The sequence below is a fragment of the Methanobacterium sp. genome (genome assembly GCF_038562635.1).
Taxonomy (GTDB): Archaea; Methanobacteriota; Methanobacteria; order Methanobacteriales; family Methanobacteriaceae; genus Methanobacterium_D.
In genome coordinates this window covers 128,199-150,702 of sequence record NZ_JBCFBO010000003.1, presented here as the reverse complement: position 1 = coordinate 150,702, position 22,504 = coordinate 128,199, and the positions used below count along the sequence as shown (strand labels likewise).

The 22,504-nt window shown below is 33.3% G+C and carries 21 protein-coding genes; 13 read left to right on the top strand and 8 right to left on the bottom strand.

All coding sequences use genetic code 11. The annotated features are described in order from the left end of the window. Positions 1–30 precede the first annotated feature (30 nt). The 4 genes from AAGU07_RS15535 to AAGU07_RS15520 form a co-directional block, all read right to left on the bottom strand. Positions 31–459: a Mov34/MPN/PAD-1 family protein gene (locus AAGU07_RS15535; RefSeq protein ID WP_342459997.1), complete on the bottom strand. Its 429-nt coding sequence runs from the start codon at positions 457–459 to the stop codon at positions 31–33. Positions 460–590: 131 nt separating this feature from the next. Further along, positions 591–1,310: a tRNA(His) guanylyltransferase Thg1 family protein gene (locus AAGU07_RS15530; RefSeq protein WP_342459996.1), complete on the bottom strand. Its 720-nt coding sequence runs from the start codon at positions 1,308–1,310 to the stop codon at positions 591–593. A 37-nt stretch (positions 1,311–1,347) separates the two neighbouring features. Continuing rightward, positions 1,348–2,112, bottom strand: coding sequence for an aspartate dehydrogenase (locus AAGU07_RS15525; protein ID WP_342459995.1), 765 nt, complete (start codon positions 2,110–2,112; stop codon positions 1,348–1,350). Positions 2,113–2,122: 10 nt separating this feature from the next. Continuing rightward, positions 2,123–2,455 (bottom strand): PRC-barrel domain-containing protein, encoded by a 333-nt coding sequence (locus AAGU07_RS15520; protein WP_048082962.1) that lies wholly within the window; start codon positions 2,453–2,455, stop codon positions 2,123–2,125. Between the two features lie 343 nt (positions 2,456–2,798). Here AAGU07_RS15520 and AAGU07_RS15515 point away from each other — a divergent pair, with 343 nt between their 5' ends. Together AAGU07_RS15515 and AAGU07_RS15510 are read left to right on the top strand one after the other, a co-directional pair. Next, positions 2,799–3,521 (top strand): tRNA-binding protein, encoded by a 723-nt coding sequence (locus tag AAGU07_RS15515; RefSeq protein ID WP_342459994.1) that lies wholly within the window; start codon positions 2,799–2,801, stop codon positions 3,519–3,521. Between the two features lie 920 nt (positions 3,522–4,441). Further along, positions 4,442–6,565 (top strand): PAS domain S-box protein, encoded by a 2,124-nt coding sequence (locus tag AAGU07_RS15510; RefSeq protein ID WP_342459993.1) that lies wholly within the window; start codon positions 4,442–4,444, stop codon positions 6,563–6,565. Positions 6,566–6,636: 71 nt separating this feature from the next. Here AAGU07_RS15510 and AAGU07_RS15505 read toward each other — a convergent pair whose 3' ends face one another. The 3 genes from AAGU07_RS15505 to AAGU07_RS15495 form a co-directional block, all read right to left on the bottom strand. Beyond that, positions 6,637–8,049, bottom strand: coding sequence for a lactaldehyde dehydrogenase (locus AAGU07_RS15505; protein ID WP_342459992.1), 1,413 nt, complete (start codon positions 8,047–8,049; stop codon positions 6,637–6,639). 144 nt (positions 8,050–8,193) lie between these two features. Then, positions 8,194–8,397 carry a class III signal peptide-containing protein gene (locus AAGU07_RS15500; protein WP_342459991.1) on the bottom strand — a complete coding sequence of 68 codons (204 nt, stop codon included), beginning with the start codon at positions 8,395–8,397 and terminating at the stop codon, positions 8,194–8,196. Between the two features lie 12 nt (positions 8,398–8,409). Then, on the bottom strand, positions 8,410–9,345 hold the full coding sequence (locus AAGU07_RS15495; RefSeq protein WP_342459990.1) for a type II secretion system F family protein: 936 nt from the start codon (positions 9,343–9,345) through the stop codon (positions 8,410–8,412). A gap of 684 nt (positions 9,346–10,029) precedes the next feature. Here AAGU07_RS15495 and AAGU07_RS15490 point away from each other — a divergent pair. The 4 genes from AAGU07_RS15490 (at position 10,030) to AAGU07_RS15475 (ending at position 13,834) form a co-directional block, all read left to right on the top strand. Further along, positions 10,030–10,926 (top strand): hypothetical protein, encoded by an 897-nt coding sequence (locus tag AAGU07_RS15490; RefSeq protein WP_342459989.1) that lies wholly within the window; start codon positions 10,030–10,032, stop codon positions 10,924–10,926. Beyond that, the gene (locus AAGU07_RS15485) at positions 10,911–11,261 is read left to right on the top strand and encodes a hypothetical protein (protein WP_342459988.1); all 351 of its coding nucleotides are present in this window, start codon (positions 10,911–10,913) and stop codon (positions 11,259–11,261) included. Before AAGU07_RS15490 ends, AAGU07_RS15485 begins: the two co-directional genes overlap by 16 nt. Before the next feature lie 356 nt (positions 11,262–11,617). Beyond that, positions 11,618–12,649 carry a type II CAAX endopeptidase family protein gene (locus AAGU07_RS15480; RefSeq protein WP_342459987.1) on the top strand — a complete coding sequence of 344 codons (1,032 nt, stop codon included), beginning with the start codon at positions 11,618–11,620 and terminating at the stop codon, positions 12,647–12,649. Positions 12,650–13,369: 720 nt separating this feature from the next. Further along, a complete protein-coding gene (locus AAGU07_RS15475; protein ID WP_342459986.1) occupies positions 13,370–13,834 on the top strand; it encodes a putative immunity protein in 465 nt (154 codons plus the stop codon). Between the two features lie 11 nt (positions 13,835–13,845). On the opposite strand, the gene AAGU07_RS15470 is transcribed toward AAGU07_RS15475, so the two are convergent. Next, positions 13,846–14,346 (bottom strand): hypothetical protein, encoded by a 501-nt coding sequence (locus AAGU07_RS15470; RefSeq protein ID WP_342459984.1) that lies wholly within the window; start codon positions 14,344–14,346, stop codon positions 13,846–13,848. Positions 14,347–14,714: 368 nt separating this feature from the next. On the opposite strand from AAGU07_RS15470, the gene AAGU07_RS15465 reads away from it, so the two are divergent. From AAGU07_RS15465 to AAGU07_RS15435, 7 genes are all read left to right on the top strand, one after another. Next, entirely contained in the window at positions 14,715–15,476 is a 762-nt protein-coding gene (locus tag AAGU07_RS15465; protein WP_342459983.1) for a DNA/RNA nuclease SfsA, read from the top strand. A gap of 697 nt (positions 15,477–16,173) precedes the next feature. Next, positions 16,174–16,377 (top strand): hypothetical protein, encoded by a 204-nt coding sequence (locus AAGU07_RS15460; protein WP_048082955.1) that lies wholly within the window; start codon positions 16,174–16,176, stop codon positions 16,375–16,377. Positions 16,378–16,895: 518 nt separating this feature from the next. Then, the gene (fdhF, locus tag AAGU07_RS15455; protein WP_342460063.1) at positions 16,896–18,944 is read left to right on the top strand and encodes a formate dehydrogenase subunit alpha; all 2,049 of its coding nucleotides are present in this window, start codon (positions 16,896–16,898) and stop codon (positions 18,942–18,944) included. A 21-nt stretch (positions 18,945–18,965) separates the two neighbouring features. Then, positions 18,966–20,156 carry a Coenzyme F420 hydrogenase/dehydrogenase, beta subunit C-terminal domain gene (locus AAGU07_RS15450; protein ID WP_342459982.1) on the top strand — a complete coding sequence of 397 codons (1,191 nt, stop codon included), beginning with the start codon at positions 18,966–18,968 and terminating at the stop codon, positions 20,154–20,156. Between the two features lie 17 nt (positions 20,157–20,173). Continuing rightward, a complete protein-coding gene (locus AAGU07_RS15445; RefSeq protein ID WP_342459981.1) occupies positions 20,174–20,512 on the top strand; it encodes an STAS domain-containing protein in 339 nt (112 codons plus the stop codon). Positions 20,513–20,678: 166 nt separating this feature from the next. Further along, positions 20,679–22,040 (top strand): SpoIIE family protein phosphatase, encoded by a 1,362-nt coding sequence (locus tag AAGU07_RS15440; protein WP_342459980.1) that lies wholly within the window; start codon positions 20,679–20,681, stop codon positions 22,038–22,040. Beyond that, positions 22,041–22,454 (top strand): ATP-binding protein, encoded by a 414-nt coding sequence (locus tag AAGU07_RS15435; RefSeq protein WP_342459979.1) that lies wholly within the window; start codon positions 22,041–22,043, stop codon positions 22,452–22,454. The last annotated feature ends 50 nt before the right edge of the window (positions 22,455–22,504 follow it).

The window sequence follows — 22,504 nt, the reverse complement described above, 5'->3', positions numbered from 1 at the left end:
ATAATGTACTTGATATGGACATGAGCGTTTCTAAATTATCCTGTAATCTGCCCGATTACCGAAGGAGTCATAAGCTCTGATACTTTCTCTATCATAAGGCTCTGCAATTATCATGTGAAAGAATCCTTTTGATGCAAAAAAATTCAGATCGGCATCAGATGGGCTAGCACTAGGACCGGGATGGCTGTGAACAGATCCCACTGAATTGGTGCTTAAAGGCTGCATGAATACCTGCATTACAGCTCCTTCCTGAGAAGTTTCAACTGGAAGAAATACTAAACCAGTTATCTTAAGTATTTTTTCCTCTACTTTTCCCTCTAAAAGGGCCATGAACTCGTTAGGATATGCTTCCTTTGCAATGTTCATTATTTCGTCTATAACTTCGCTTTCCACATGTACTTCTTCAAACTGGTACTTAGATGTTCCAAGAAGTTTTCCAAGTAAATTGTTCAGCTTCATTTTATCAGGTTCAATGTTTTATAGGTTATTATTTATTTTAATAAAATTACAATCATTTCTATTTATTGTATAAGTTATAGTTGAAACTTTTATGCAACATGTAAAAATTAGTGATATAATCATTCAATGATCTATAAAATTAGTTTTTTACTGAAAAATTCAGCATTAAATATAGGCAGATCTTCATCAACAAAAATTTTTTTCCGTACAGATTTTACTTTTTCATCTTTAACAGGGTTATATCCTTCAATTATTTCTTCTTTTTTGTAGATTCCTATGCCTCTTCTTTGCCATGCTGGGAGTTCAGCTAGATTTATGCCTCTTTTAAACAGGATATCATGGAGCCCGCTACTTTTTTTCTCTCTTAAAATTTCCATGGTCTCTTTTTTAGTATATTCCTTTCTTAAAGTCCAGTAAGCATATCCATTGATGCAGTTTCTCCAGGCTTCATCCTGCCTTTCTTTAAAATAGGTTACAGTGCCTTTTTCTGAAAGTGGGATTACTCTGGAATCAAATGAAATAGGCTTTTTAACTGTTTTTGACAGGTTTTTTGTGAAGCTTCCTGTAATAAAACTTGCAAAAACTGAGTCCAGCTTTTCAATCCTTCCCCCAAAGGGAATTTCAGATAATAAAATGTTTATCTCATCAGAGAATGTGTAAATAAGTGCAGGGCTGAATTCTTTAAAAAAATCTTCGCATGTTTTGACCATTATGTCTTTAAACTGGTCATCATAAGGTTTTTTAAACTTTAAATCATGGGATAATTTAGAAAATGTTCTTCCATCAATCCGTATAACAATTTTAGATCCGCAAGGAACCTTCAAACTTGAAAATATTTCACATTCTCTCATAATATCAAAGTTTTCTAAAAATAAGATAGGAAAAAAATTATGTTCCTACAATTATATTTTCATTTAATCTTCTCAGAAGTTTAATTGCAGAATATGCGGCTAAAACGCTTGTTTTAGGGTTCATGGAGCACCTAACATTTTTGGTGATAGTTGTAAATTCACCTGAATCTCCGACAACGTGAACTTCATGCATATTCCTATCAACTGAAGGGTCTGCTATTATTTTAACATCAATATCTATTCCACAGGCAATACTCAGGGCTGCTGCTACATTTATATTGGTAGGGAATTCTTTAACAGCTTCTGATGCTTTTCCTTCATAAAGAATAGTTTCCCCATCTGTTTTAATTCCAAGTGACCGGGGAGGTTTTCTGGTAATAAGCGAGGCTTCGGATATTTTTCCAATGGAAGCTGCTTTAATCCCATCTAAACCTACTATGGCGCCTGAAGGGGCATATATTTTAGCTCCTGTTGAAGCTGCAATCTTTTCAAGCCTATCTTTAAGTTCAAAATCCATTAAAGCTCCAACACTCATTATAAGAACATTTTTTCCGCTCTCCAGTACTTGAGGGATAACTTCTCCAACGGCATGAGGTGAAGCAGCTTCAATTACCAGATCGACTTTGTCCAGCATATCTTCAATTTCAAGAACCACTGTTCCATCAACTTGAAGGGCTAAATTTTCTGCCCTTTCAATGTCTTTATCATAAAAGAATTTTAAATCAACGCCTAATTTACCTTCAACTGCAAAATTGGTCATGATGTTAGCTATGGCCCCGCATCCTATAATTCCAACTTTCATTTATTTTCCCTTATTTTGATGTGGTTGCAGCTGCGGGTGTGGTCGATACTTCGGGGCTTATTAAAATAATATCCCCTACAGCTTGTACTCTGTCGTACTGTATGTCTATGTTACCTTCTTCTTTTAAAGGTCTTACTTCGTCTACTTCTGGAACAAAGCGCATGCTGGTTTTAATAACATCCCTTATTCCAACACTTTTTACTTTATCAGGTGCCATTACTCTTGTTTTAAGAACTGATACCCTTCCTTTTTTAATGTTTAATACCACGTCTTGAACTCTTCCAACGTATTTTCCACGTGTTGTGTATACATCTAAATTATACAGGCTAGATAAATCGACCATTTGTTACCACCACATTTAGTTAAATAATTCTGATTATTGAATAAGGTTTGAATCATTTATCTACTTAAATATTTCGAAAATTAGCCCAATGTTTTAAAACAGGATACCTAAATGTATTAATGGAATTTTGAATCCACAATATAAACTATGATTAAAAATATTACATAAGTTTCATTTAATCATACTTTTCACTATTATTTACGCCAGTGGTCATTGAAGTTATAAATTGTAAAGGACAATTATAAAGTAAATTAAAATTCTAATAATTAACTCTATAAAATAAATAAAGAAATTGAATTAACATATTACTTATAATTCGAATTTTGATAGTTATGGTGATTATATGTGGGATACAAGCAATGATTACAGATTATTAATATGTGAAAAGTCAGTAGATCTTTTTTTAAGAACCATAGAAGGAGCCAATTTAAGGGGAAGGTGGAATAAACGAGATGTTCGGCAAATAGCCCGAGATATGATCCCTGAAATTCAATCCATGTACTATTCTTATGTTGAACCTGCTGATTTAGCCAAAATGCCTCAGATTGAATCTTTAAAAGAAAAAGCAGGGAAAATAATTGAAAATTTCGGTGGGGAAAAGTGGTACAGCCATTTTTTAGATATGGTAAATAAGGAAGAAAAAATTAAATTAGAAGAAGCTATCGCTAAAATCCGTTTCTTTTTAGATACAGTTTTAAATTTAGATAAAAGATTGGCTCTTGGGCCAATAGATGACCCTATAGTTGCCATTGATATTAAAGTTGGAGATATTGTAAGTGCTGGAGAACATCCAGGTGCAGACAGTCTCTTAGTTTGTAATGTAAACATCAAACGGGTCATAACAGTTGTAACTAATGATTTAGAGGTTAAAGAATCTAATAGGGTTGCTGTGGCAATGCTCCCACCGACAAGCTTTATGGGAATTACAAGTGAAGGAATGTTTTTAGGTGCCGGAGAAGGTGTCTTGAAAAATGTTGAAGGAGAAATAGGTGGAATGCCAAAAGGAATTCCTCTGGAAGCGTTGAATGAGGCCAGAAATTTTGTTGAAGACTTCATTAAACATTAACGTAGTTAATGTTTTACAAACAGCAAAAAATAGTTTTTGCAAGCTTCTTAAAACCATGACTGAAAGTTATGGTTTTAAGAGCATCGAAAACATAATTTTCGAATGCTTCTTAAACACTAACCTGTTGTTATGACTTTACAAACAGCAAAAATCCTCAAAAATCAGAGATTTTTGGGACCACCAAACGCGAAGCGTTTGGGCATGTAAAAAATCTACGATTTTTTACGGTTGCAAATTTTCAATTTGCAAACATTGGAAATCTTTGATTTCCAAAGGTTAGAAAATACGAAGCATACGAATCTTCGATTCGTTGCCAGGAAGCGAAGCTTGTAAAATTTTTAATTTTACAGCATCAAAATCTACGATTTTGATAGCTTCCTACGGCATTCGAAAATTGAAAATTTTTGACAGTGTTTGTATGTTATGCTTTCGTAGGCTTTTGAAATAAAAAATAAGCATTAATTTCTATTTTTAAATTTTAAATTGAATTTTATTTTTAGCTAACTTGAATTTTGGTAGTCTATTAAAATGATGTTATCTATAATATTTGACAAATTCCGTTTTTAAAATTCATTTGATTTTGAATTTACCGTATTTTCGCCCTGTTAAAAGAATCGAAAAATGTATTAATGATCAAATAATAAAAACGGATACGAATTGAATAAAAAATTTAAGAAATCCTACTTAAATAATACTTTATTTGATTAAAGTATAATTGAATTTGAAAGCATACATCCAGTGTATGTTATGCTGGAAAACAGGAGTTCAACATATTCAAATAAAATTAACCTGAGGAACTATTTTTGAAAAGTTGAATTTAAATGCTTTGTTAACAATAAAAACGTGTTTATACAATATATTGAATTAAATAAATTCAGATTAGTCGTTAATAAATAAAAAAATATTGTGAGTTGTTCAAAATGAAAACTGGGATTAAAACTAAAGAACAACTTATCTGCGACCTGGAAAGGGCATTACAAGATGGAAATGTTGAACTGGAACAAATTGCAGAATATGTGGTTAGGCTTAGTAAAAACAATGAAAAATTGAGGAATGAAATAAAGGAATATAAACGCACTGAAAATGCACTTCGAGAAAGTGAAGAAAGGTTCCGGTTATTATATGAAAATTCTCCTCTCCCATACCAATCATTGGATTGTAATGGTAATTTTATCGAGGTAAATCAGGCATTTCTTGATGCTATGGGTTATGCCAAGGAAGAAATCATTGGACATCCATTTACAGATATAATGACTCCGGAATGCACATATACATTTAAAAAACGTTTTAAAAGATTTAATGAACTAGGATATATGCGGAAATCAGAATTCAAGCTTTTATGTAAAGATAATGCTCAAATAACTATACTGATTGATGGTAATATTGAATATGCAGCAGATGGTACTTTTAAGCAAACTCACTGTGTATGGATTGATATCACGGATCGGAAGCAATGGGAAGAGGCTTTAATAGAAAGCGAAGATCGGTACCGATTTTTATATGATCATAATCCTTCAATGTACTTCACTGTGGACTGCGAAGCTGTAATACTGTCTGTAAACAAGTTTGGAGCTGAACAATTAGGATTTACAGTTCATGAGTTAGTTGGACAATCTGTATTAAAGGTGTTCCATGAAGAAGATAAAAAAGCTGCTATCTTAAATATAAAACGCTGTGTTAAGAATATTGGACAATTATTCCACTGGGAACTGCGAAAGGTTCGTAGGGATGGCAGTATGATCTGGGTTAAGGAAACAGCACGTGCAGTAAAAGAAACTGATGGTAAGATTACAATATTAATTGTATGTGAGGATATCACTGAACTTAAAGAGTTAGAAAGTATTTTAAGGGAAACACAGGACACTTTGGAGTTAAAAGTCCACGAACGTACTAAAGAACTTTCAAGATGTAACATAAGACTGGAAAGCGATATTAATGAGATTAAAAGAATAGAAAGAGCTTTAAGGGAAAGTGAAGAAAAATTCAGGGCTCTTGCAGAGAATTCTCCCGATGTTATTTCAAGATTAGACAAAGAATTAAGGTATAAATATGTCAATCATGGTTCCAAAACTTTGGGATTATCCTCTGAGAATTTAATTGGTAAGAAAATTGAGGATATAACTCCATTAAATGGAATTGCTAAAATATGGATGGAAAATGCCAGAAAGGTTTTAAAAACTGGAGAAATACAGGAAATGGAATATGAATTTCATTCAATCCATGGATTAAAATTCTTTCATTCATATATGGTTCCAGAATATGATGGTGGTGAAATAGATTCATTACTTGTAATAAGTCATGATGTTACACAACGAAGACAATTGGAAGAAGAATTAAAAGAAACTGTAAAAGAATTAAGACATTCTAATGAAGAACTACGGCAATTTGCTTATGTCGCGTCCCATGATCTTCAAGAACCTCTCAGGACTATTACCAGTTTTACCCAGTTAATTGAAAGGCGTTATAAGGATAAGTTAGATTTGGACGCTGATGAGTTTATTGAGTATATTGTAGATGCTGCAAAAAGGATGCAAACTTTAATTAACGATCTCCTGAACTACTCGCGTGTAGCAACAAAAAAAGGGTTTGAACTGACAGATATGGGATATGTTCTTAAATCTGCTTTAAATAACCTTAATACTTCCATTTATGAAAATAATGCTGAAATTACCTATGAAAACCTTCCAAAAATAATGGCTGAACCAGGGCAGATGATTCAATTATTCCAGAATTTAATTGGAAATGCCATTAAATTCAGGAAACCCGAAGTCCCACCTAAAATCAATATAAAAGTCTGTAAAGATAGAAATAAGGAGGAATACATTTTCAGTATTCAGGATAATGGAATAGGGATGGAAAAACAGTACGCAGAGCGTATTTTTACCATATTCCAGAGATTACATACCAAAGAAGAATATGAAGGTACAGGGATAGGTCTGGCTATTAGTAAAAAAGTGGTGGAACTTCATGGCGGGCGAATATGGGTTGAATCTAAACTTGAAAGAGGTTCAACTTTTTATTTTACGATTCCGTTCAAATTTTAATGGGATTATATTTGATTAATAACTGCAATTTTAGTTTTAGTCATACCGTTCCAACCGCTTATTTCCATTTTTTAAAGAGGGTTAATAACTGCAATTTTAGTTTTAGTCATATCTTCAATGGCATATTTTATGCCTTCTTTACCTAAACCGCTCATTTTACAGCCTCCAAAAGGCATGTTGTCCATACGGTATGTGGAGGCTTTGTTTACTATAACTCCTCCGGCTTCTATCTCTTTTACAGCTTTCATGGCATTATTAATGTTATTTGTAAATATTCCTGCCTGTAATCCATATTTGGTGTTATTTGCAACTTTTATTGCTTCATCAATTCCATTTATACGGATTATTGGAGAGACAGGACCGAATGTTTCATATTTCACTATTTTCATTTTAGAATCAACATTGTCCAGGATTGTTGGCATGTATAATGTCCCTTCACGTTTTCCGCCACATAAAAGCTCTGCTCCATCGTTTACGGATTCATTTACCCTGTTTTCAACTTCAATTGCTGCTCCTTTATTTATTAAAGGGCCTACATCTGTTTCAGGATCCATAGGGTCTCCAGTAACAAGTTTTTTAGTGTTATTTAAAAATTTCTGGATAAATTCATCAGCTATTTTATTGTCAAGAATCACACGCTTTACTCCAATGCAAACCTGGCCTGCATTAAGATAAGAACCTCTTACAGCTGCTTCAACTGCTTTGTTTATATCTGCATCTTCAAGTACAATGAGTGGATCATTTCCCCCGAGTTCAAGTGTTAATTTTTTCATCCCTGCCTGTTTAGATATATGTTTGCCGATTTCCACACTTCCAGTAAATGAAATCTTATTTACAACAGGGCTTGTTACAATCTCATCACCAATAGTTCTCCCATGCCCGGTTACAGCATTTAAAGCCCCATCTGGAAGGTAAAAATCCATAATTTCGGCCATTTTCAATGCGGTAAGCGGCGCTTTCATGGATGGTTTTAGAATCACGCTGTTTTTAGCTGCAATTGCTGGCGCCACTTTATGAATTGCCAGGTTTAAAGGATAATTAAAAGGGGTTATAGCAGCAACCACACCTAGGGGGAGCCTCATTGTAAAACCAATCACATTTTCCCCGCCGGCACAGGCATCCATAGGTATTGTTTCGCCGTATATGCGTTTTGATTCTTCTGCTGAAAGTAGAATAGTTTGTATAGAACGATTCACTTCTTCTATTGAATCTTTAATTGGTTTACCGCAATCAAGTGTTATTAATTTTGCAAGGGATTTTGAATTTTTTGATAATTCTTCATGAATTCCATATAAACTTTCTGATATTTCGAGGGATGAAAGATCATTTAAGCTTTTCTTTGCCCTGTTTGCGGCAATCAGAGCATTCTGCACATCTTCATGATTTCCTTGTGGTACTGTATCTATTACTTCGTTATTGAATGGATTTCTAATCTCTATTTTTTCAGGTTTCTCTATTAATTTCCCGTTTATTAGCATATCCATACTACCACTCCCGTAAATAGATGGTTATAATATTTTACGTAACATACATACAGATTTCTATTAAATTATAAAATAAAAATAACTTATTGGGAAAAAAGTTTATATTGAATTTTGTAGCTTGTAAAGTCTATTTGAGATTGTACATTAATGATTTAGGATATGGTTATTCATTAAATCATTTAATGAATTATTGATATTTTGCAAGTCAGTCTTGTTAATTTCGCTGCCCATTCCACTTAAATAATTCTTGTAATAAAGTGCTGCTGCAATTACAATTACAATTACACCGCCAAAAATTAGCAGATATTCAGCTGCACCTTGTCCACTTTCTTCTTTTAGAATCCCCATATTTAACACCAACTAACCTGTTCCTAAAATCTTTGGACCCAACATTTGTATTACAACAAATATCCCATAGGCTGCTGGGGCCAGTAATAATGCAAATTTAACGCCTTTTTTTGCACTACCATACATAACAATACCAATTAACAGTGATGCTATGATGGAATGGATGATTATATAACCGCCTGCAGCAAGTGTTGCAGTTTCTGCAAGTGGATTTGGTTTACCTACAGACGCAATAAATGAATTGTATGTCATTATCATTCCGAGTGCAAAGGGGGCAGCTATTATGGCCGCGATAATAAGGAACATTACGGACATCATTACATTTGCTTTCCTTTCCCTTTGAAGTGCTAAAACAGCCCTTAAATCTTCTGCAACTGTTTCAACAACGTCAGATAGACTTCCACCAGTTTTTCTTCCTTCTAGTATCATCCTGAATGTTCTATCTAAGTTTTTGGACTTAAGACGTTCGCCCATTGCGAGTATTGCATCATCAAATGTACTTCCAATTTTAATTTCAATTACGGCCCTTTTTAATTCATCAGTTAATGGGCCTTCTCCATGTCTTGAGACGTCTTCTAGAGCAGTTTCAAGACCAACACCTGCACGAAGTAAAGATGCGATCTGTCTTAAAAAGTCAGGAGTTCCATTTTCAATAGCATCGACTCTGCGTTCCATCATGAAAAATATCCAAACACCTATAAGTATGGTGGGTATTACGAAACCAACTAATGCACCTAAAATGGGGTTTATGCCAAATACTAATGATAAAACAGCTGCGAGTACGGCTAACCCAATTGCAATTATGAGATCTAGAGTTATAATATCTGAAGCTTTAACATACATTCCACTTCTTATAAGCATTTCCTGCATCATAACAGCATATTTTTCGGGTACAACGTTGTCAATAATGTTAGATACTGGAGATAATGCACTGGGTATAATTGCCATTTTTCCACCTTATTTAATATTCTATTTCCTATATAAATAATAGGCTGGTTCAAAGTGTTACATGTATACTTTCATTTTGATATAAGAAGCGGTATAAAAGTATTAATTTGAAATGCCTTATCATATCTTTAACAGTAGTTTATTAACGCTATACAATATAATATTTCCTATTTTTATACTTCTATAATCAACATAAAACTTTTATCTTTAGTTTAAATGGATACCTATGTAAAATAGATTTAATCACATTATATTTCACTATTATCCATACAATTAAAACTTAAATTATTTATTAAAGAGTTATAAAGGGATAAATATTATATTTTTAGGATCACAATGATCATATTCATTTATATGAGAATTATTTTTCTTTTTATTGGATTAAGAGAATTAAACTTATATTAGTAATAATTTATTTCTGTTATTGTGAGTTAAGTTACTAAATGGGTACTGGATTATTTTTGATATGTTGGGACTTAGTTCATTAAACATTAAAAGGTTAAAAATCAGTTAAATACATTTTTTTTAGTTATGGGGGTGGTTATGATTATATAAAAATTCATATCTAGTTATAACTCCTATTTTGCCAGTATCGTCTTTAATAAGCTAAGTATTTTATTCCAATAATATTAAATTTTATAAATAAAGTATTACATAGGAAATTCTAAAGTGGAGGTTGATAGTATGGCTCAATTTAAACCATTTGAAATGGACGGAATTCCTATGGAATCAGAATATATGAACTGGGAAGAAATAATTCAGGAACCGTATGACAAAATGGACGTAGATCCTTATACCCGTACTAGAGTTATTTTAATGAATGGAATTGAGACTAATTCTGTATTAACATCTCATGCCGTGGAAAGAATGGTCGATAATCCTGAAATTAAGAAGCAAATGGCTGAAATACGTCGTGCAGACTCTCAACAGCAGCAGACTGTAGACTGGCTTAATCCTCCTGATCAAACCATATTGGAAACTACCCTCGGTTATGAACAAGTTGCTGTAGATCTTACAGCAAACCTGGCTCAACACGAACCAGATTCCTATGTGAAAAGTACACTGGATTTTGCACTGCTTGAAGATTTTGACCATCTTTATAGATATGGATGCTTAATGCAGATACTGAATGGTGAAGACCCTGAACAGATAACTAAGGGAAAAACAGACATTAAACCTGGGAGACCTACCAGTATGGAGCACAGACATCCTGATGATTCCATGAGAAATCATTATGACAAAGACAAGGCTGAACTCAAGACAAAAATGAATTATATTACTATTACTTCTGGTGAACAGCAAACTGAACTATTTTACAAATCCCATGGAAACATGTGTAGTGATGATCTGGCACGTAGACTGTATTCTGAAATTGCAGAAATTGAAGAACAGCATGTAACTCAATATGGGCTATTGGGTGATCCAAATGAGACTATGCTCGAAAAAGTAGCAATGATACAACTTAATGAAGCGTATAATTATTGTTCCGCCGCTCTAACCGAGCCAAACCGCAGAATAAGGAGATATGGGAACACTTTGCACAGATGGAAATCACCCACTTCAACATGTGTGCAGATTTAATTAAAAAACATGAAGGCAGAAACATTGAAGATATCATGCAGGCTGATTCGATTAGGCCTATGATAACGTTTGAACCCAATAAAAAGTACTTAGATAAAGTTTTAGAAGAACAGATTGATATCATGCCTTATAATATGGAATTTGTGCATCTTGCAGATTTACCTGATAACTGGCCGTCATTCAGGTATGAAAGAAAGGTCAACTCAGACCGCATCCCTTCAGAAGAAGTTGTAAAAGGTCTTGATGGAGGATTAGCAGAAAAAGAGAATGCAGAAATATATCAAAATTTTAGAAGACAGATGAGTGAGAGAATTCAACATTCAGCGGCTAAATAAAATATATATTCATTTAAAACTTAAATTCTTTTTTTATTTAAAGAGTTCTTAATTTATCCTGTTAAGCTTGAGATACATTTTTAAGATAATTTAAAAAATTGAGTCTTGATTTTGATATGATTTTTTTAGTTATGCCAATATGCTGATTATTTTATAAAAATCCTTTTTAATTAAGCTCTGTATAATTATCAAAGTATGTCTGTTCTGACTTATTTTATAAATAAATGGGCTTTAAAGTATATTAAATAATCAAAGTGGTAGATTACAACTATTTCCGACGTTTTTGCCTGTATTTAAATATAAAGTGGTGGAATAATTTATGTATACTGTAATTAATTTCATAAAGAGGGTTTATATTGAATAAAACATTAAAAAGAGGACAACTGAAAAAAGAATTATTTGTATTTTTAATCTTTACCTTTGCAGCGACGTATATACTTCAATTTTTTATTTATGGTGTTGCTGGTTACATATCATCTCCGCCTTCTCAAATATGGACTGCCACGCTGGTATTGAGCATGTTCATACCTGCCACTGCCGCTATAATCTGCATGATTTACTTCAAATCTAGCGCCCTTACTAGAGAATCAAAAATTGTATTTACATTTTTCTTACTTTATGCTGTTTTATTTTCCTTTGAAAACTATTATCAGCCGATAATGGGGACTGTAATGGATCAGCCTGTTCTTTCAACCATCATCGCGGTTTTGGGAATGCTGGCTGTGATATTACTGAACCTGAAAAAGAATTGGAGAAATGGCCTGAAAGCCTCGAAATTATCCTTTGGCAGGAACCATAAATATTATATTATTTTACCATTGGCTGTTCTTTTAATACTTATTTTTCAAGGTATTATAGTCTATTTCAGCGGGTTAGGTGCTCCTGCTGTGGAATTTAATATTTACACATTCTTGGTAACATTGATACCATATTTGATCTTTTCTTTCTTTACAATATGGGCATGGTATTTTGGAGAAGAATTTGGATGGAGGGTGTACCTCCAGGACAGGCTGTTCCCACTTTTAGGCAGTTATAAAGGTGTTCTGGTACTTGGCATTATATGGGGCGCATGGCACTATCCCATGAATGCAATGGGCTACAATTTTCCAGGACAGCCTATTCTAGGTAATGCTTTAATGACCCTTTTCACTATCGTAATGGGTATTATTTTAAGTTATGCAGTTTTAAAAACTGGAAGCGTTTGGGCAGCAGTAATAATACACCTGTTTAATAACAAAGCAGGTAATATTGTGGCGGCGTACATTGCTTATTCCAGTAACGGTTTAATGGGCAATATCTTGAGCAGTGTACTCCTAGGAATATTTGCACTGGTCCTTTTAAGATCTAAAGTCTGGAAAAGAGTTGAAAAAGTTCCTGCAGTTCAATAGTCACCGATACTACAATTGTAAATTGTATGCATTTGGATGCATTTAATTGGAAATTTTCCAATAAATGATCATTCATTTTGTTTGGGCCTCAACGGCCTTATAAACAATGAGATTATAAATCCGATGAAAAAGATCAGGCTCACAAATTGAAATGTAGTATTCACTTTTGTACCTACAGTTTTATTGACTAAAATGGATAAAGTAGCGTTTTGATCTGCAAAAGTAATTACAGCCTATCCTTATTCCCAAATGATTATATCTGGTGGAATGGAATATATCAGCTTTATTACATGTCTATTAGCTGGAATATTGATTCAATTGTATTTCCACAGCTTCTCTAAATCATTACTCCCATAAAAGTCACCAGAGCCACCAATATCTGCAATAAAAATGATGTCCTATGCAATAGAAGCTAATCCCGGATTAGCATGGAAAGAACTAATAATCATGACAGTAATATTCATTTGGGGTCTTTACATGCTTTTTACACAGGGTTTTGGTTTATATTAATTAATTTCTATTTTTTTCTATTTTCTGATATTTTACTTTTAAATCCATTAAAGTCATCTGGATCCGTCAAATTTTATAATTTTATGTGTTTTGAAAAATTTCATGGGCGGTAAACAATGTAAGATATAGTTTAATTTAATTAAAAAATAAAATAAAGGCAGCTTATAAAAGTTGAAAGCTGAGATGAATTGAAATATGGAGAAATGCAAAATGCGCGATAAAAGATTTATTCGTGATCATCGGGGCGGACCTCTTAAAAAGGAACAGCACTATCAATTAATTAGATGGGCCTGTGACTGTAGTGAGAATGTATTATATTTTTTTGGCGAAAGAATAGATGGGCGACTGAAAAATGCACTGGATGTGGCTCACGCGTGGGAAGATGGAAATGCTTCAGTAGGGGACGCAAGGAACGCTTCATTAGGTGCAATTGCTGTAGCAAGGGAATATTCAAACCCGACTGCAATTGCAGTGGCCTGTTCTGTTGGGCATGCTGTTGCAACTGCCCACATGGCTGATCATTCATTAGGAGCAGCTTGGTATGCTTTAAAAGCAGTGAAAAATTCAGGTAAATCCGTAGATGCAGAAAGAAAATGGCAGAATGAACAGTTGCCACCTGAAATTAAGGAACTGGTCTTAACTGCAAGGAAAGCAAAGAGATTTCAAAAGATATAATAATGTGTGTCTTATGATGGATTCGATGTAGATAAGAATGTCTCAACGTTATTGATAAATTCAATCGTGCCTATTTCTATTTGTCTTGTTAAGGCATTTAAATCACTAAAATTAGGATTATCAACTATATTGTGCTCTATAATAGAATCAATCCCTTTTATGGTAGATGGGATGTGATACTTATCAAATTCACGTTCTTTAAATAATTTCCAATATTTATTTTGAATGTTTTTATTGGTTCCTGCTAACCATACTTCAAATTTAAATGTATCATGGATAAAAACTACTGCTATCTTTAATTTCTGACGTTTTAAAGATTCGGGGAAGAGGGAAAAATAGGTCATATCCATATATCCATAGTAAATACTGCTAGATACGTACTGGGGATATTTATTTTTAAAGTGTGCTCTTAATCCCATTATATATTTCATCAATCCCTTATATGCACCATTTATGTAACCCTTCTCTAACTGTTTTTTATATTCTTGCATACATTCCTGAAATGATTCCATATTAACTTCTCCTCAAACTAATCAATATTACTATTGGCTATTAATTAAAATAATTTTCTTGATGTCAGATATGCTTTTGATGATAAATTTGAATATTTTAGATAGGGTTCACTCTATTTTAAATAAAGATTTTATTTAAAGCTCTATTTTGCTAAATAATAAAAAATCTCAATAGCTTATTTTCCAATTTTCACTTAAAATGTATTCACGCTTCAGGTGAAGTGGATAAAACATTTTTTCAACTATGTCTCATTTTAAGAGTTATTTAAGCGTTAGAACACGGTTTTTATGGTGATACTCTTTTTATTGATCTCGTTAATATCAAATGATTTAATAAAGTAAAAATATAACATTTAAAGAGGTAAAATATGGAAAATAACATGGTTTTTAAGTATGAAACGCCTTTAATAGAAGGAATAATAAAGCAAAGAAAAAGTCAGTTCACAATTGATGTTATCATTGATAATGAAGTGATCAGGTGTCATTGTCCAACAACTGGAAGGATTGGGAATATTGATCTATCTGGCATCCCCTGTTTATTGTCTAAAAGTGATAATCCAAAGCGTAAAACGCCCTATACTGTTGAAGCAGTTTCATTAGATCTGCCTGAATCGAAAGAAAAATCTTGGATTGGGATTAACCAGAATGCTGCCAATCGATATGTAGAAAATGCTCTGGTGAAAGGTTTATTTGTGGATATGGTTAGTGGATATGATACAGTTCTTCGTGAACAGGTACTGGGAATTTCTAAGCTGGACTTTCTTGTTGAAAATATTTATATTGAAGTAAAAATGCCATTATTAAGTATACAGCTACCTTATCCGAAACACATTAAGACGAAAAAGGTTGGAAAGTTTAGCTCTACAGAACGTTTTATTAAGCATATCAACGAGCTGGCAGGTAGTCTTTTAAGTAATCATAGGGCAATTCTCTTAGTCTGTTTTATTTATGATAATCCTGGATTTAAGGTTGAAGTCAGGAGTACAGGCAGTGATTTTGTGGAAAGTGAAGTGCAGAAATGTATTTCAAAGGGAATTGAAATATGGCAGGTAAACTTCAGCATTTCAAAAGATGGGGTAAGATTACAGAAGTATTTTGAGATAACACATAACTTTATGAAGAAAGGTTAGGTTTTGTTGAATTATTTTTTTTGGATATTACTGGATTGAGAAAGATTAATTTGAGTATTGGGTAACATATAACTTTATGAAGAAAGGTTAGGTTTTGTTGAATTATTTTTTTTTGGATATTACTGGATTGAGAAAGGTTAATTTGAGTATTTGGTAACATATAACTTTATGAAGAAAGGTTAGGTTTTGTTGAATTATTTTTTTTGGATATTACTGGATTGAGAAAGATTAATTTGAGTATTGGGTAACATATAACTTTATGAAGAAAGATTAGGTTTTGTTGAATTATTTTTTTGGATATTACTGGATTGAGAAAGATTAATTTGAGTATTGGGTAACATATAACTTTATGAAGAAAGGTTAGGTTTTGTTGAATTATTTTTTTGGATATTACTGGATTGAGAAAGATTAATTTGAGTATTTGGTAACACATAACTTTATGAAGAAAGATTAGGATAGTTATTGTGTATTTTATATAATGCCCTATGAAAAAGATAGTATAACATATATCTTTATGAAAAAAAATGATTAGTTTCCTATTTTGAGTAATGGCTCGATATTTTTAATATGGTTAAAATTTAAAATAACAGTACTTATATTGTGAGATATAATAATATGTAGATAGAAAATATTTATAGAGATTTTCTTAAGCAATTATAAATGAGTAAAAATTAAATTAATTTTGATCGGTGATAATATGGCAGAAATAAAACAATTAATAGTTGGTATAACCCGAGAGGGCGATATAATCGTTAAAAGTGGAAGAGGCAAAATGTATTCTGTTAAAAAAATTCCAGGTTTAAAATTCACTTGTGAAGATTTATTCCAGGATGTAGAAAAAGAGTTATACGCCACTATTGATACAGACGTTCAACCTTGGGAATGTATCGCTATAGAATAATTAGAGCGAATAATCATATAAAATAAAATTATATTTTAATATCCTTTTTTTTTTAATTATCTGGTTTAGAGAGATGTAAATCTTCTATACCTCATTTATTTTTAGATTTTAAAGTTTTAAATTCAATTAAATTTAACTAGTCTTAGCCAAAATGTCATTATATTAATATTAAATTAAAGATCCCCACTTGCAGTGCTCGAACGCAAAATAGGCAAAATTTTATCCTCTTTTAACAGTTCTTTTGTTCATTATTAATATCAGCAGTTCTACATAAACATTTATATTCTTGATAGTGTTAGTAATACATAAACTTCCCAATAAATAATTAATTGGGTTGTTATTATTAAATTAATTAAATTTCAAGGTTTATAATCAAGTTTAGGATTATATGTGTTATATTACATGAAAAAGTGCATTTGGATATCTATTTGGGTCATATAATTTAAATTCAAGGGCAGTAATTTTAAATAATTATTAAAATAATTATTAAAGTTAATTATGGGGGTAATGGCTTGGAAATGAATTTCACGTCTACAATATGTCCTTATTGCGGGTGTGGGTGTGGTTTAAACCTTGTTACTGTAGATGGTAAAATAAAAGGCGTTGAGCCCTGGAAAAGAAGCCCTGTAAACGAGGGAAAACTCTGTCCTAAGGGGAATTATTCCTATGAATTCATCAACCACGATGATAGGCTTAAATATCCATTAATTAAAGAAAATAATGGCTTTAGAAAGGCAAAATGGGGTGAAGTTCTCAGTTTAATTGCTTCTAAACTTAAAAAGATTAGAGAGGAAGATCCGGATGCTCTTGGATTTTTAGGATCTGCCAGATGCACCAACGAAGATAATTATGTTTTTCAAAAGTTTGCCCGGACGGTAATAGGCACTAATAACGTTGATAACTGTGCAAATCTATGTCACGGCCCTTCAATTATGGGGTTAAACCTTACTTTTGGTTCAGGAGCCATGACCAATTCTATTGATGATCTGGAAGAATCAGACTGTATTTTTATTATTGGATCAAACCCCCTTGAACAGCATCCCTTAATTGGAAGGAGAGTGTTAAGGGCAAAAAGGAAAGGGGCAAAGATTATTGTGGTGGACCCAAGGTACACCAGCATCGCCAGGTTTGCAGACCTATTTTTACCTCTTAAACCAGGAACAGATGTGGTGCTGATAAATTCTTTGATAAATGTCATACTGGAAGAAGGCCTTGAAGATAATGAATTCATTACTAAAAGAACAAAGAATTTTGAAGAGCTTGAGGAGCATATAAAAGAATTCGATCCTTATAAAGTGGAAAAGATCACAGGTACACCAGAAAACCTCATAAAAGAAGCGGCACTAATGTACGGGCAGGCGGATAATGCTGTAATTCTTTACTGTCTGGGGATAACTGAACATGTAAACGGCACGGATAATGTCATTTCACTTTCAAACCTTGCCATGCTTACTGGAAATATTGGAAAACGGGGATCGGGATTAAACCCGTTAAGGGGTCAAAATAATGTCCAGGGCTCCTGTGACATGGGTGTTCTCCCCTATTTTTATCCCGGATATCAAAAAGTAATCATTGATGAAAACAGAGAGAAAATGGAAGACACATGGCAGTGCGGTGAATTAAATTATCTGCCGGGTATTCAACTTTCAGAAATGATGGAAGCTGCCCATGAAGGGACCATTAAAGGATTGTATTTAATGGGTGAAAATCCCATGGTAGCTGATCCTGATTTAAGACATGTAAAAGAATCACTGGAAAGATTAGAACTCCTTGTGGTTCAGGATATTTTTTTAACTGAAACTGCTGAACTTGCAGATTTTGTTTTACCTGCAGCCTGCTTTGCAGAAAAAAATGGTACATTTACCAACACTGAAAGAAGGGTAAGGCGCGTAAGAAAAGCAGCTAATTCTCCAGGTGAAGCCATGGAAGACTGGATGATAATCAGCAGACTGGCACGTGAAATGGGTTCAGATTTATTTAACTTTAAAGATTCATGGGAAATTTTTAGTGAAATAAGAAAAGTAACACCGCAATATGAAGGTATGGACTTATCACGAATTAATAAGCCTGAAGGTTTACAGTGGCCATGCCCAACAGAAGATCATCCCGGCACAGCAATTTTACACCAGGACAGTTTTGCTACTCCTGATGGAAAAGGTGTATTTTATAAAATAAAACCTAATAATTCAACTGAAATACAAAATCCGGAATATCCTTTTATTTTAACCACTGGAAGAGTTGTTTTCCAATTTCAAACAGGCACCATGACCATGAGATCAGAAACTTTAACAAAACAATATCCAGAGAGCTATGTGGAGATAAATGACGAAGATGCCAATGTTTTAGGAATTATGAATGGTGAAAAACTTAATATTTCTTCAAAGATAGGTGACATTGATATCAAAGCCAGGATAACTCCAGATATAACTCCTGGAGTTATATTCGTTCCTTTCCATTTTGCTGAAGGAGAAGAAGTGATAAACATTTTGACATGTGGTGAATCCCTTGATCCTGTTTCAAAGATGCCGTCCCTTAAGTTATGCCCTGTAAAAATTAAAAAGTCGTGAACACTTAATAAGGTGAATTTTATGGTTCAAATAGGAGATAAATTTTATTCAAATGCTGTAAACCACATGATAGCGGAGAAAGGGGAATCTGGAGGGTCTTTAACTGCATTATACAAATTTTTACTTGAAGAATGCATTGTTGACGCTGTTCTTGCAGTTAAAAGCGGTGCCGATATTTATGATGCTGTCCCTGTTTTAATAGATAACCCTGAAGATGTAATGGAATCTGCAGGTGCTCTTCACTGTGGAACCCTTAACCTGGCGGTCATACTTGAAAAATATTTGGGAGGAGCTTTTGATATTAAAATTGCAGTTACAACTAAACCCTGCGATGCAATGGCCATCACCGAATTAATAAAGAGAGGTAGAATAGCCAGGAAAAATATTATCATGCTGGGAATTAACTGTGGGGGGACTTTGCCCCCGGTTCCCACTATAAAAATGTTAAAAAACCATGAAATTGACCCTGCCGCGGTTCTTAATGAAGAAATAAGTAAAGGTAAATTTATAGTCGAAATTGAGGGGGGCCTAAGGGAAGAAATCAGTATAGATGAGCTGGAAGAAGAAGATAATGGTAGGAGAGAAAACTGCAGGAGGTGTGAATTCAACATACCTAGAACTGCAGATATGGCATTTGGAAATTGGGGAGTAATTGACAGCAGCAAAAAAAATAGTTTTATTGAAGTGCTAACTGATACAGGTGCCAGAATATTGGATGAAGCTTTAAATAAAGGCATATTAAACCTGGAGAAGGCGCCAGCAGATGGTATTGAAGTAAGGGAAAAAATTGATAGGATAATGGTAAATCAAGCTAAAAAGTGGCAGGAGAAAATGTTCAGCCACTCGGAGGGTGAATTTTTAGCTGTTCTCTTTAAATATGAAGATGATCTTTCTAGGTGCATTAAATGTTTTGCATGTAAAGACTCATGTCCTATATGTTACTGCAGCGACTGCAGCTTAAAATCTGAAATTCCAGAATGGGTGAATAATACAGAAGTCCCTCCTAAACCTTTATTTCACATGGAAAGACTTATGCACATGGCAGATTCATGTATAAACTGTGGGCAGTGTGAAGACGTATGCCCTGCAGATATCCCTTTATCTAAAATAAGTCATGAAATTAACGGTAAGTTAAGAGAAATGTTTGATTATACTCCAGGAATAGATGATGAACTTCCGCCATTTTCGTACTTTTTAATAAAAAGAGACTAAGAGATTTGGGGGTAAATATGAAAATAACCGAAAAGATAGATGATAACATATGTAAATTATCTTTAGATGGTAAATTAGATGCATATCACTCTATTGAACTTGAAAAATGCGTAAATAGGGTTATTCGTAGTGGCTGCACCTGTTTACTGTTAAATTTTGGAGGTGTGGACTACATCAGCAGTTCCGGACTGAGGGTAGTACTTTCTTCTTTAAAACAGCTTAAAAAATCAGGTGGCAAAATGGTACTTTCCAACATCCATCCCTATGTAATGGAAATTTTTGAAATATCTGGATTTAAGCAGATTTTTGAAATCTATGAAAGTGAAGAGGAAGCCTTAAAGTCATTTGAAGTTTAAATAATAATATGGGCTTTAATTCAAAACATTTATATTTATAACCGTGATATATGGATATTAAATAGCTTAAATACGTGTTTAAGTTAATAATTTAAGCTTTGAGATGAAAAAAAAGTTTGATTAGACTTATAAATTATGAAAAATGCATAATTAAAAAATTAAGAAAATGATCACAATAGAACTCTTATTAGATTTAGCAGAAAAGATATGTGTAATTTTAGTAATTGCATATCTGATAACCAGAACTAAAATGTTTCATGAAGTCCTGGACAGGAAATTTACCATTAAAAACATGGTATTTATCATTCTTGTTTTTGGTGCGCTGTCTATTTTCGGAACGTATTCTGGAATAACTATTAATGGGGCAATGGGGAACGTTAGGGACTTAGGACCCATGATAGCAGGGCTTGTTGGAGGCCCTGTGGCTGGTCTCGGTGCAGGACTTATTGGGGGTCTTTACAGATATTTCTTCTTGGGAGGAATCACTACATTTCCCTGTTCTTTATCTACAGTACTTGCAGGGCTTTTTGCAGGCATTATATACATTCTGAACAAGCGTAAATTCATTGGAATTATAGGTGCCGTATTGTTTGCAGCTTCCATGGAAGCATTTCACATGATTCTTGTTCTTTTACTTGCAAAACCATATCCTGAAGCATTTGTAATTGCGCAGGAATTAAGTATGCCTATGATAGTTTCTAATGCTCTGGGAATGCTTATATTTGCTTATTTCATTACCAATCTCTCTAAAGAAAGAAAAACAACTAAAGAAAGGGATGAATACTTTGACGAACTTCAAAGAAAGAAATATGAGCTTGAAATAGCTCATGAGATCCAGAAAAGCTTTTTGCCCCAGGAAATGCCAAATTTAGACGGTTATGATATTTTTGCCATAAATTTGCCTGCAAAGGAAGTGGGTGGTGATTTCTATGATTTTATTCCAATTTCCAAGGATAAAATAGGAGTTACAATTGCTGACGTTTCTGGTAAAAGCGTTCCGGCAGCACTTTTTATGGCGGTTTCCAGAACAATTTTAAGGGCAAAGGCAATGGGGAACAGCAATGCTGCAGAAGTCATTAAAGATGCTAATAAACTTATAGCTGAAGATTCTGATACTGGAATGTTTGTTACCCTTTTTTATGCCATACTTGACCTTAAAAATAAAACCATGGAATATGTAAATGCGGGACACAATAATCCAGTGCTTTTTATAAGAAAAACAGGGACAATGGAATGTTTAAATGCTAAAGGGATAGCTTTAGGTGCTATAGACACGATAGATCTGGAAGAAAAACAAATAGATCTGGAAAGTGGCGACGTCATTGTCTTTTATACTGACGGAGTTACTGAGGCGATAAACGATAAAGAAGAATTTTTTGGCCAAAAAAGGCTTTATAAGCTAATTAAATCGTATTATAACTTAAGTGCAGAGGGTATAGTTAATAAAATAAAGGAAGAGGTAATATCCTTCAGCCAGAATCAATCTCAATTCGACGACATCACATTAATGGTTATAAAGGTGAATTAAGTGATTCAATGTACTGCTCTGAAGATAAGTGCTAAACTGGAAAAAATTCCCATTTTATCAAAATTCATAGCTAATTCTATGATTAAATTTGGTTTAGGGGACTATGGGCAATTTCAGGTTCAACTGGCAGTTGAAGAAGCTGTGGCAAATATAATAAAACATGGAAGTCTTGAAGTAAATGATAAAATCAGTATTAAATGTCAAAAAATGGATAATGAAATTCATATTATAATTGAGGACCCGGGCAAGCCGTTTAATCAAAAAGATGTTTGCGAACCTGACTTAAAAGTTTCACCTTTAAAACGGGACCCTGGCGGTTTGGGGATTTATTTCATTAAAAAATACATGGATAGGATGGATTATACTTATAAAGATGGAAAAAATATATTAATTTTGATAAAATACCTCAAATAAGCTTCTTTTTAGATCTTAATAAAATCCATCTATCGTAATTATAGTTAAGA

Bases quoted from the DNA above. Each gene is read 5' to 3' on its own strand.
- AAGU07_RS15535 (WP_342459997.1), bottom strand. From the start codon at position 459: ATGAAGCTGAACAATTTACTTGGAAAACTTCTTGGAACATCTAAGTAC.
- AAGU07_RS15530 (WP_342459996.1), bottom strand. From the start codon at position 1,310: ATGAGAGAATGTGAAATATTTTCAAGTTTGAAGGTTCCTTGCGGATCT.
- AAGU07_RS15525 (WP_342459995.1), bottom strand. From the start codon at position 2,112: ATGAAAGTTGGAATTATAGGATGCGGGGCCATAGCTAACATCATGACC.
- AAGU07_RS15520 (WP_048082962.1), bottom strand. From the start codon at position 2,455: ATGGTCGATTTATCTAGCCTGTATAATTTAGATGTATACACAACACGT.
- AAGU07_RS15515 (WP_342459994.1), top strand. From the start codon at position 2,799: ATGTGGGATACAAGCAATGATTACAGATTATTAATATGTGAAAAGTCA.
- AAGU07_RS15510 (WP_342459993.1), top strand. From the start codon at position 4,442: ATGAAAACTGGGATTAAAACTAAAGAACAACTTATCTGCGACCTGGAA.
- AAGU07_RS15505 (WP_342459992.1), bottom strand. From the start codon at position 8,049: ATGGATATGCTAATAAACGGGAAATTAATAGAGAAACCTGAAAAAATA.
- AAGU07_RS15500 (WP_342459991.1), bottom strand. From the start codon at position 8,397: ATGGGGATTCTAAAAGAAGAAAGTGGACAAGGTGCAGCTGAATATCTG.
- AAGU07_RS15495 (WP_342459990.1), bottom strand. From the start codon at position 9,345: ATGGCAATTATACCCAGTGCATTATCTCCAGTATCTAACATTATTGAC.
- AAGU07_RS15490 (WP_342459989.1), top strand. From the start codon at position 10,030: ATGGCTCAATTTAAACCATTTGAAATGGACGGAATTCCTATGGAATCA.
- AAGU07_RS15485 (WP_342459988.1), top strand. From the start codon at position 10,911: ATGTGTGCAGATTTAATTAAAAAACATGAAGGCAGAAACATTGAAGAT.
- AAGU07_RS15475 (WP_342459986.1), top strand. From the start codon at position 13,370: ATGCGCGATAAAAGATTTATTCGTGATCATCGGGGCGGACCTCTTAAA.
- AAGU07_RS15470 (WP_342459984.1), bottom strand. From the start codon at position 14,346: ATGGAATCATTTCAGGAATGTATGCAAGAATATAAAAAACAGTTAGAG.
- AAGU07_RS15465 (WP_342459983.1), top strand. From the start codon at position 14,715: ATGGAAAATAACATGGTTTTTAAGTATGAAACGCCTTTAATAGAAGGA.
- AAGU07_RS15460 (WP_048082955.1), top strand. From the start codon at position 16,174: ATGGCAGAAATAAAACAATTAATAGTTGGTATAACCCGAGAGGGCGAT.
- fdhF (WP_342460063.1), top strand. From the start codon at position 16,896: ATGAATTTCACGTCTACAATATGTCCTTATTGCGGGTGTGGGTGTGGT.
- AAGU07_RS15450 (WP_342459982.1), top strand. From the start codon at position 18,966: ATGGTTCAAATAGGAGATAAATTTTATTCAAATGCTGTAAACCACATG.
- AAGU07_RS15445 (WP_342459981.1), top strand. From the start codon at position 20,174: ATGAAAATAACCGAAAAGATAGATGATAACATATGTAAATTATCTTTA.
- AAGU07_RS15440 (WP_342459980.1), top strand. From the start codon at position 20,679: ATGATCACAATAGAACTCTTATTAGATTTAGCAGAAAAGATATGTGTA.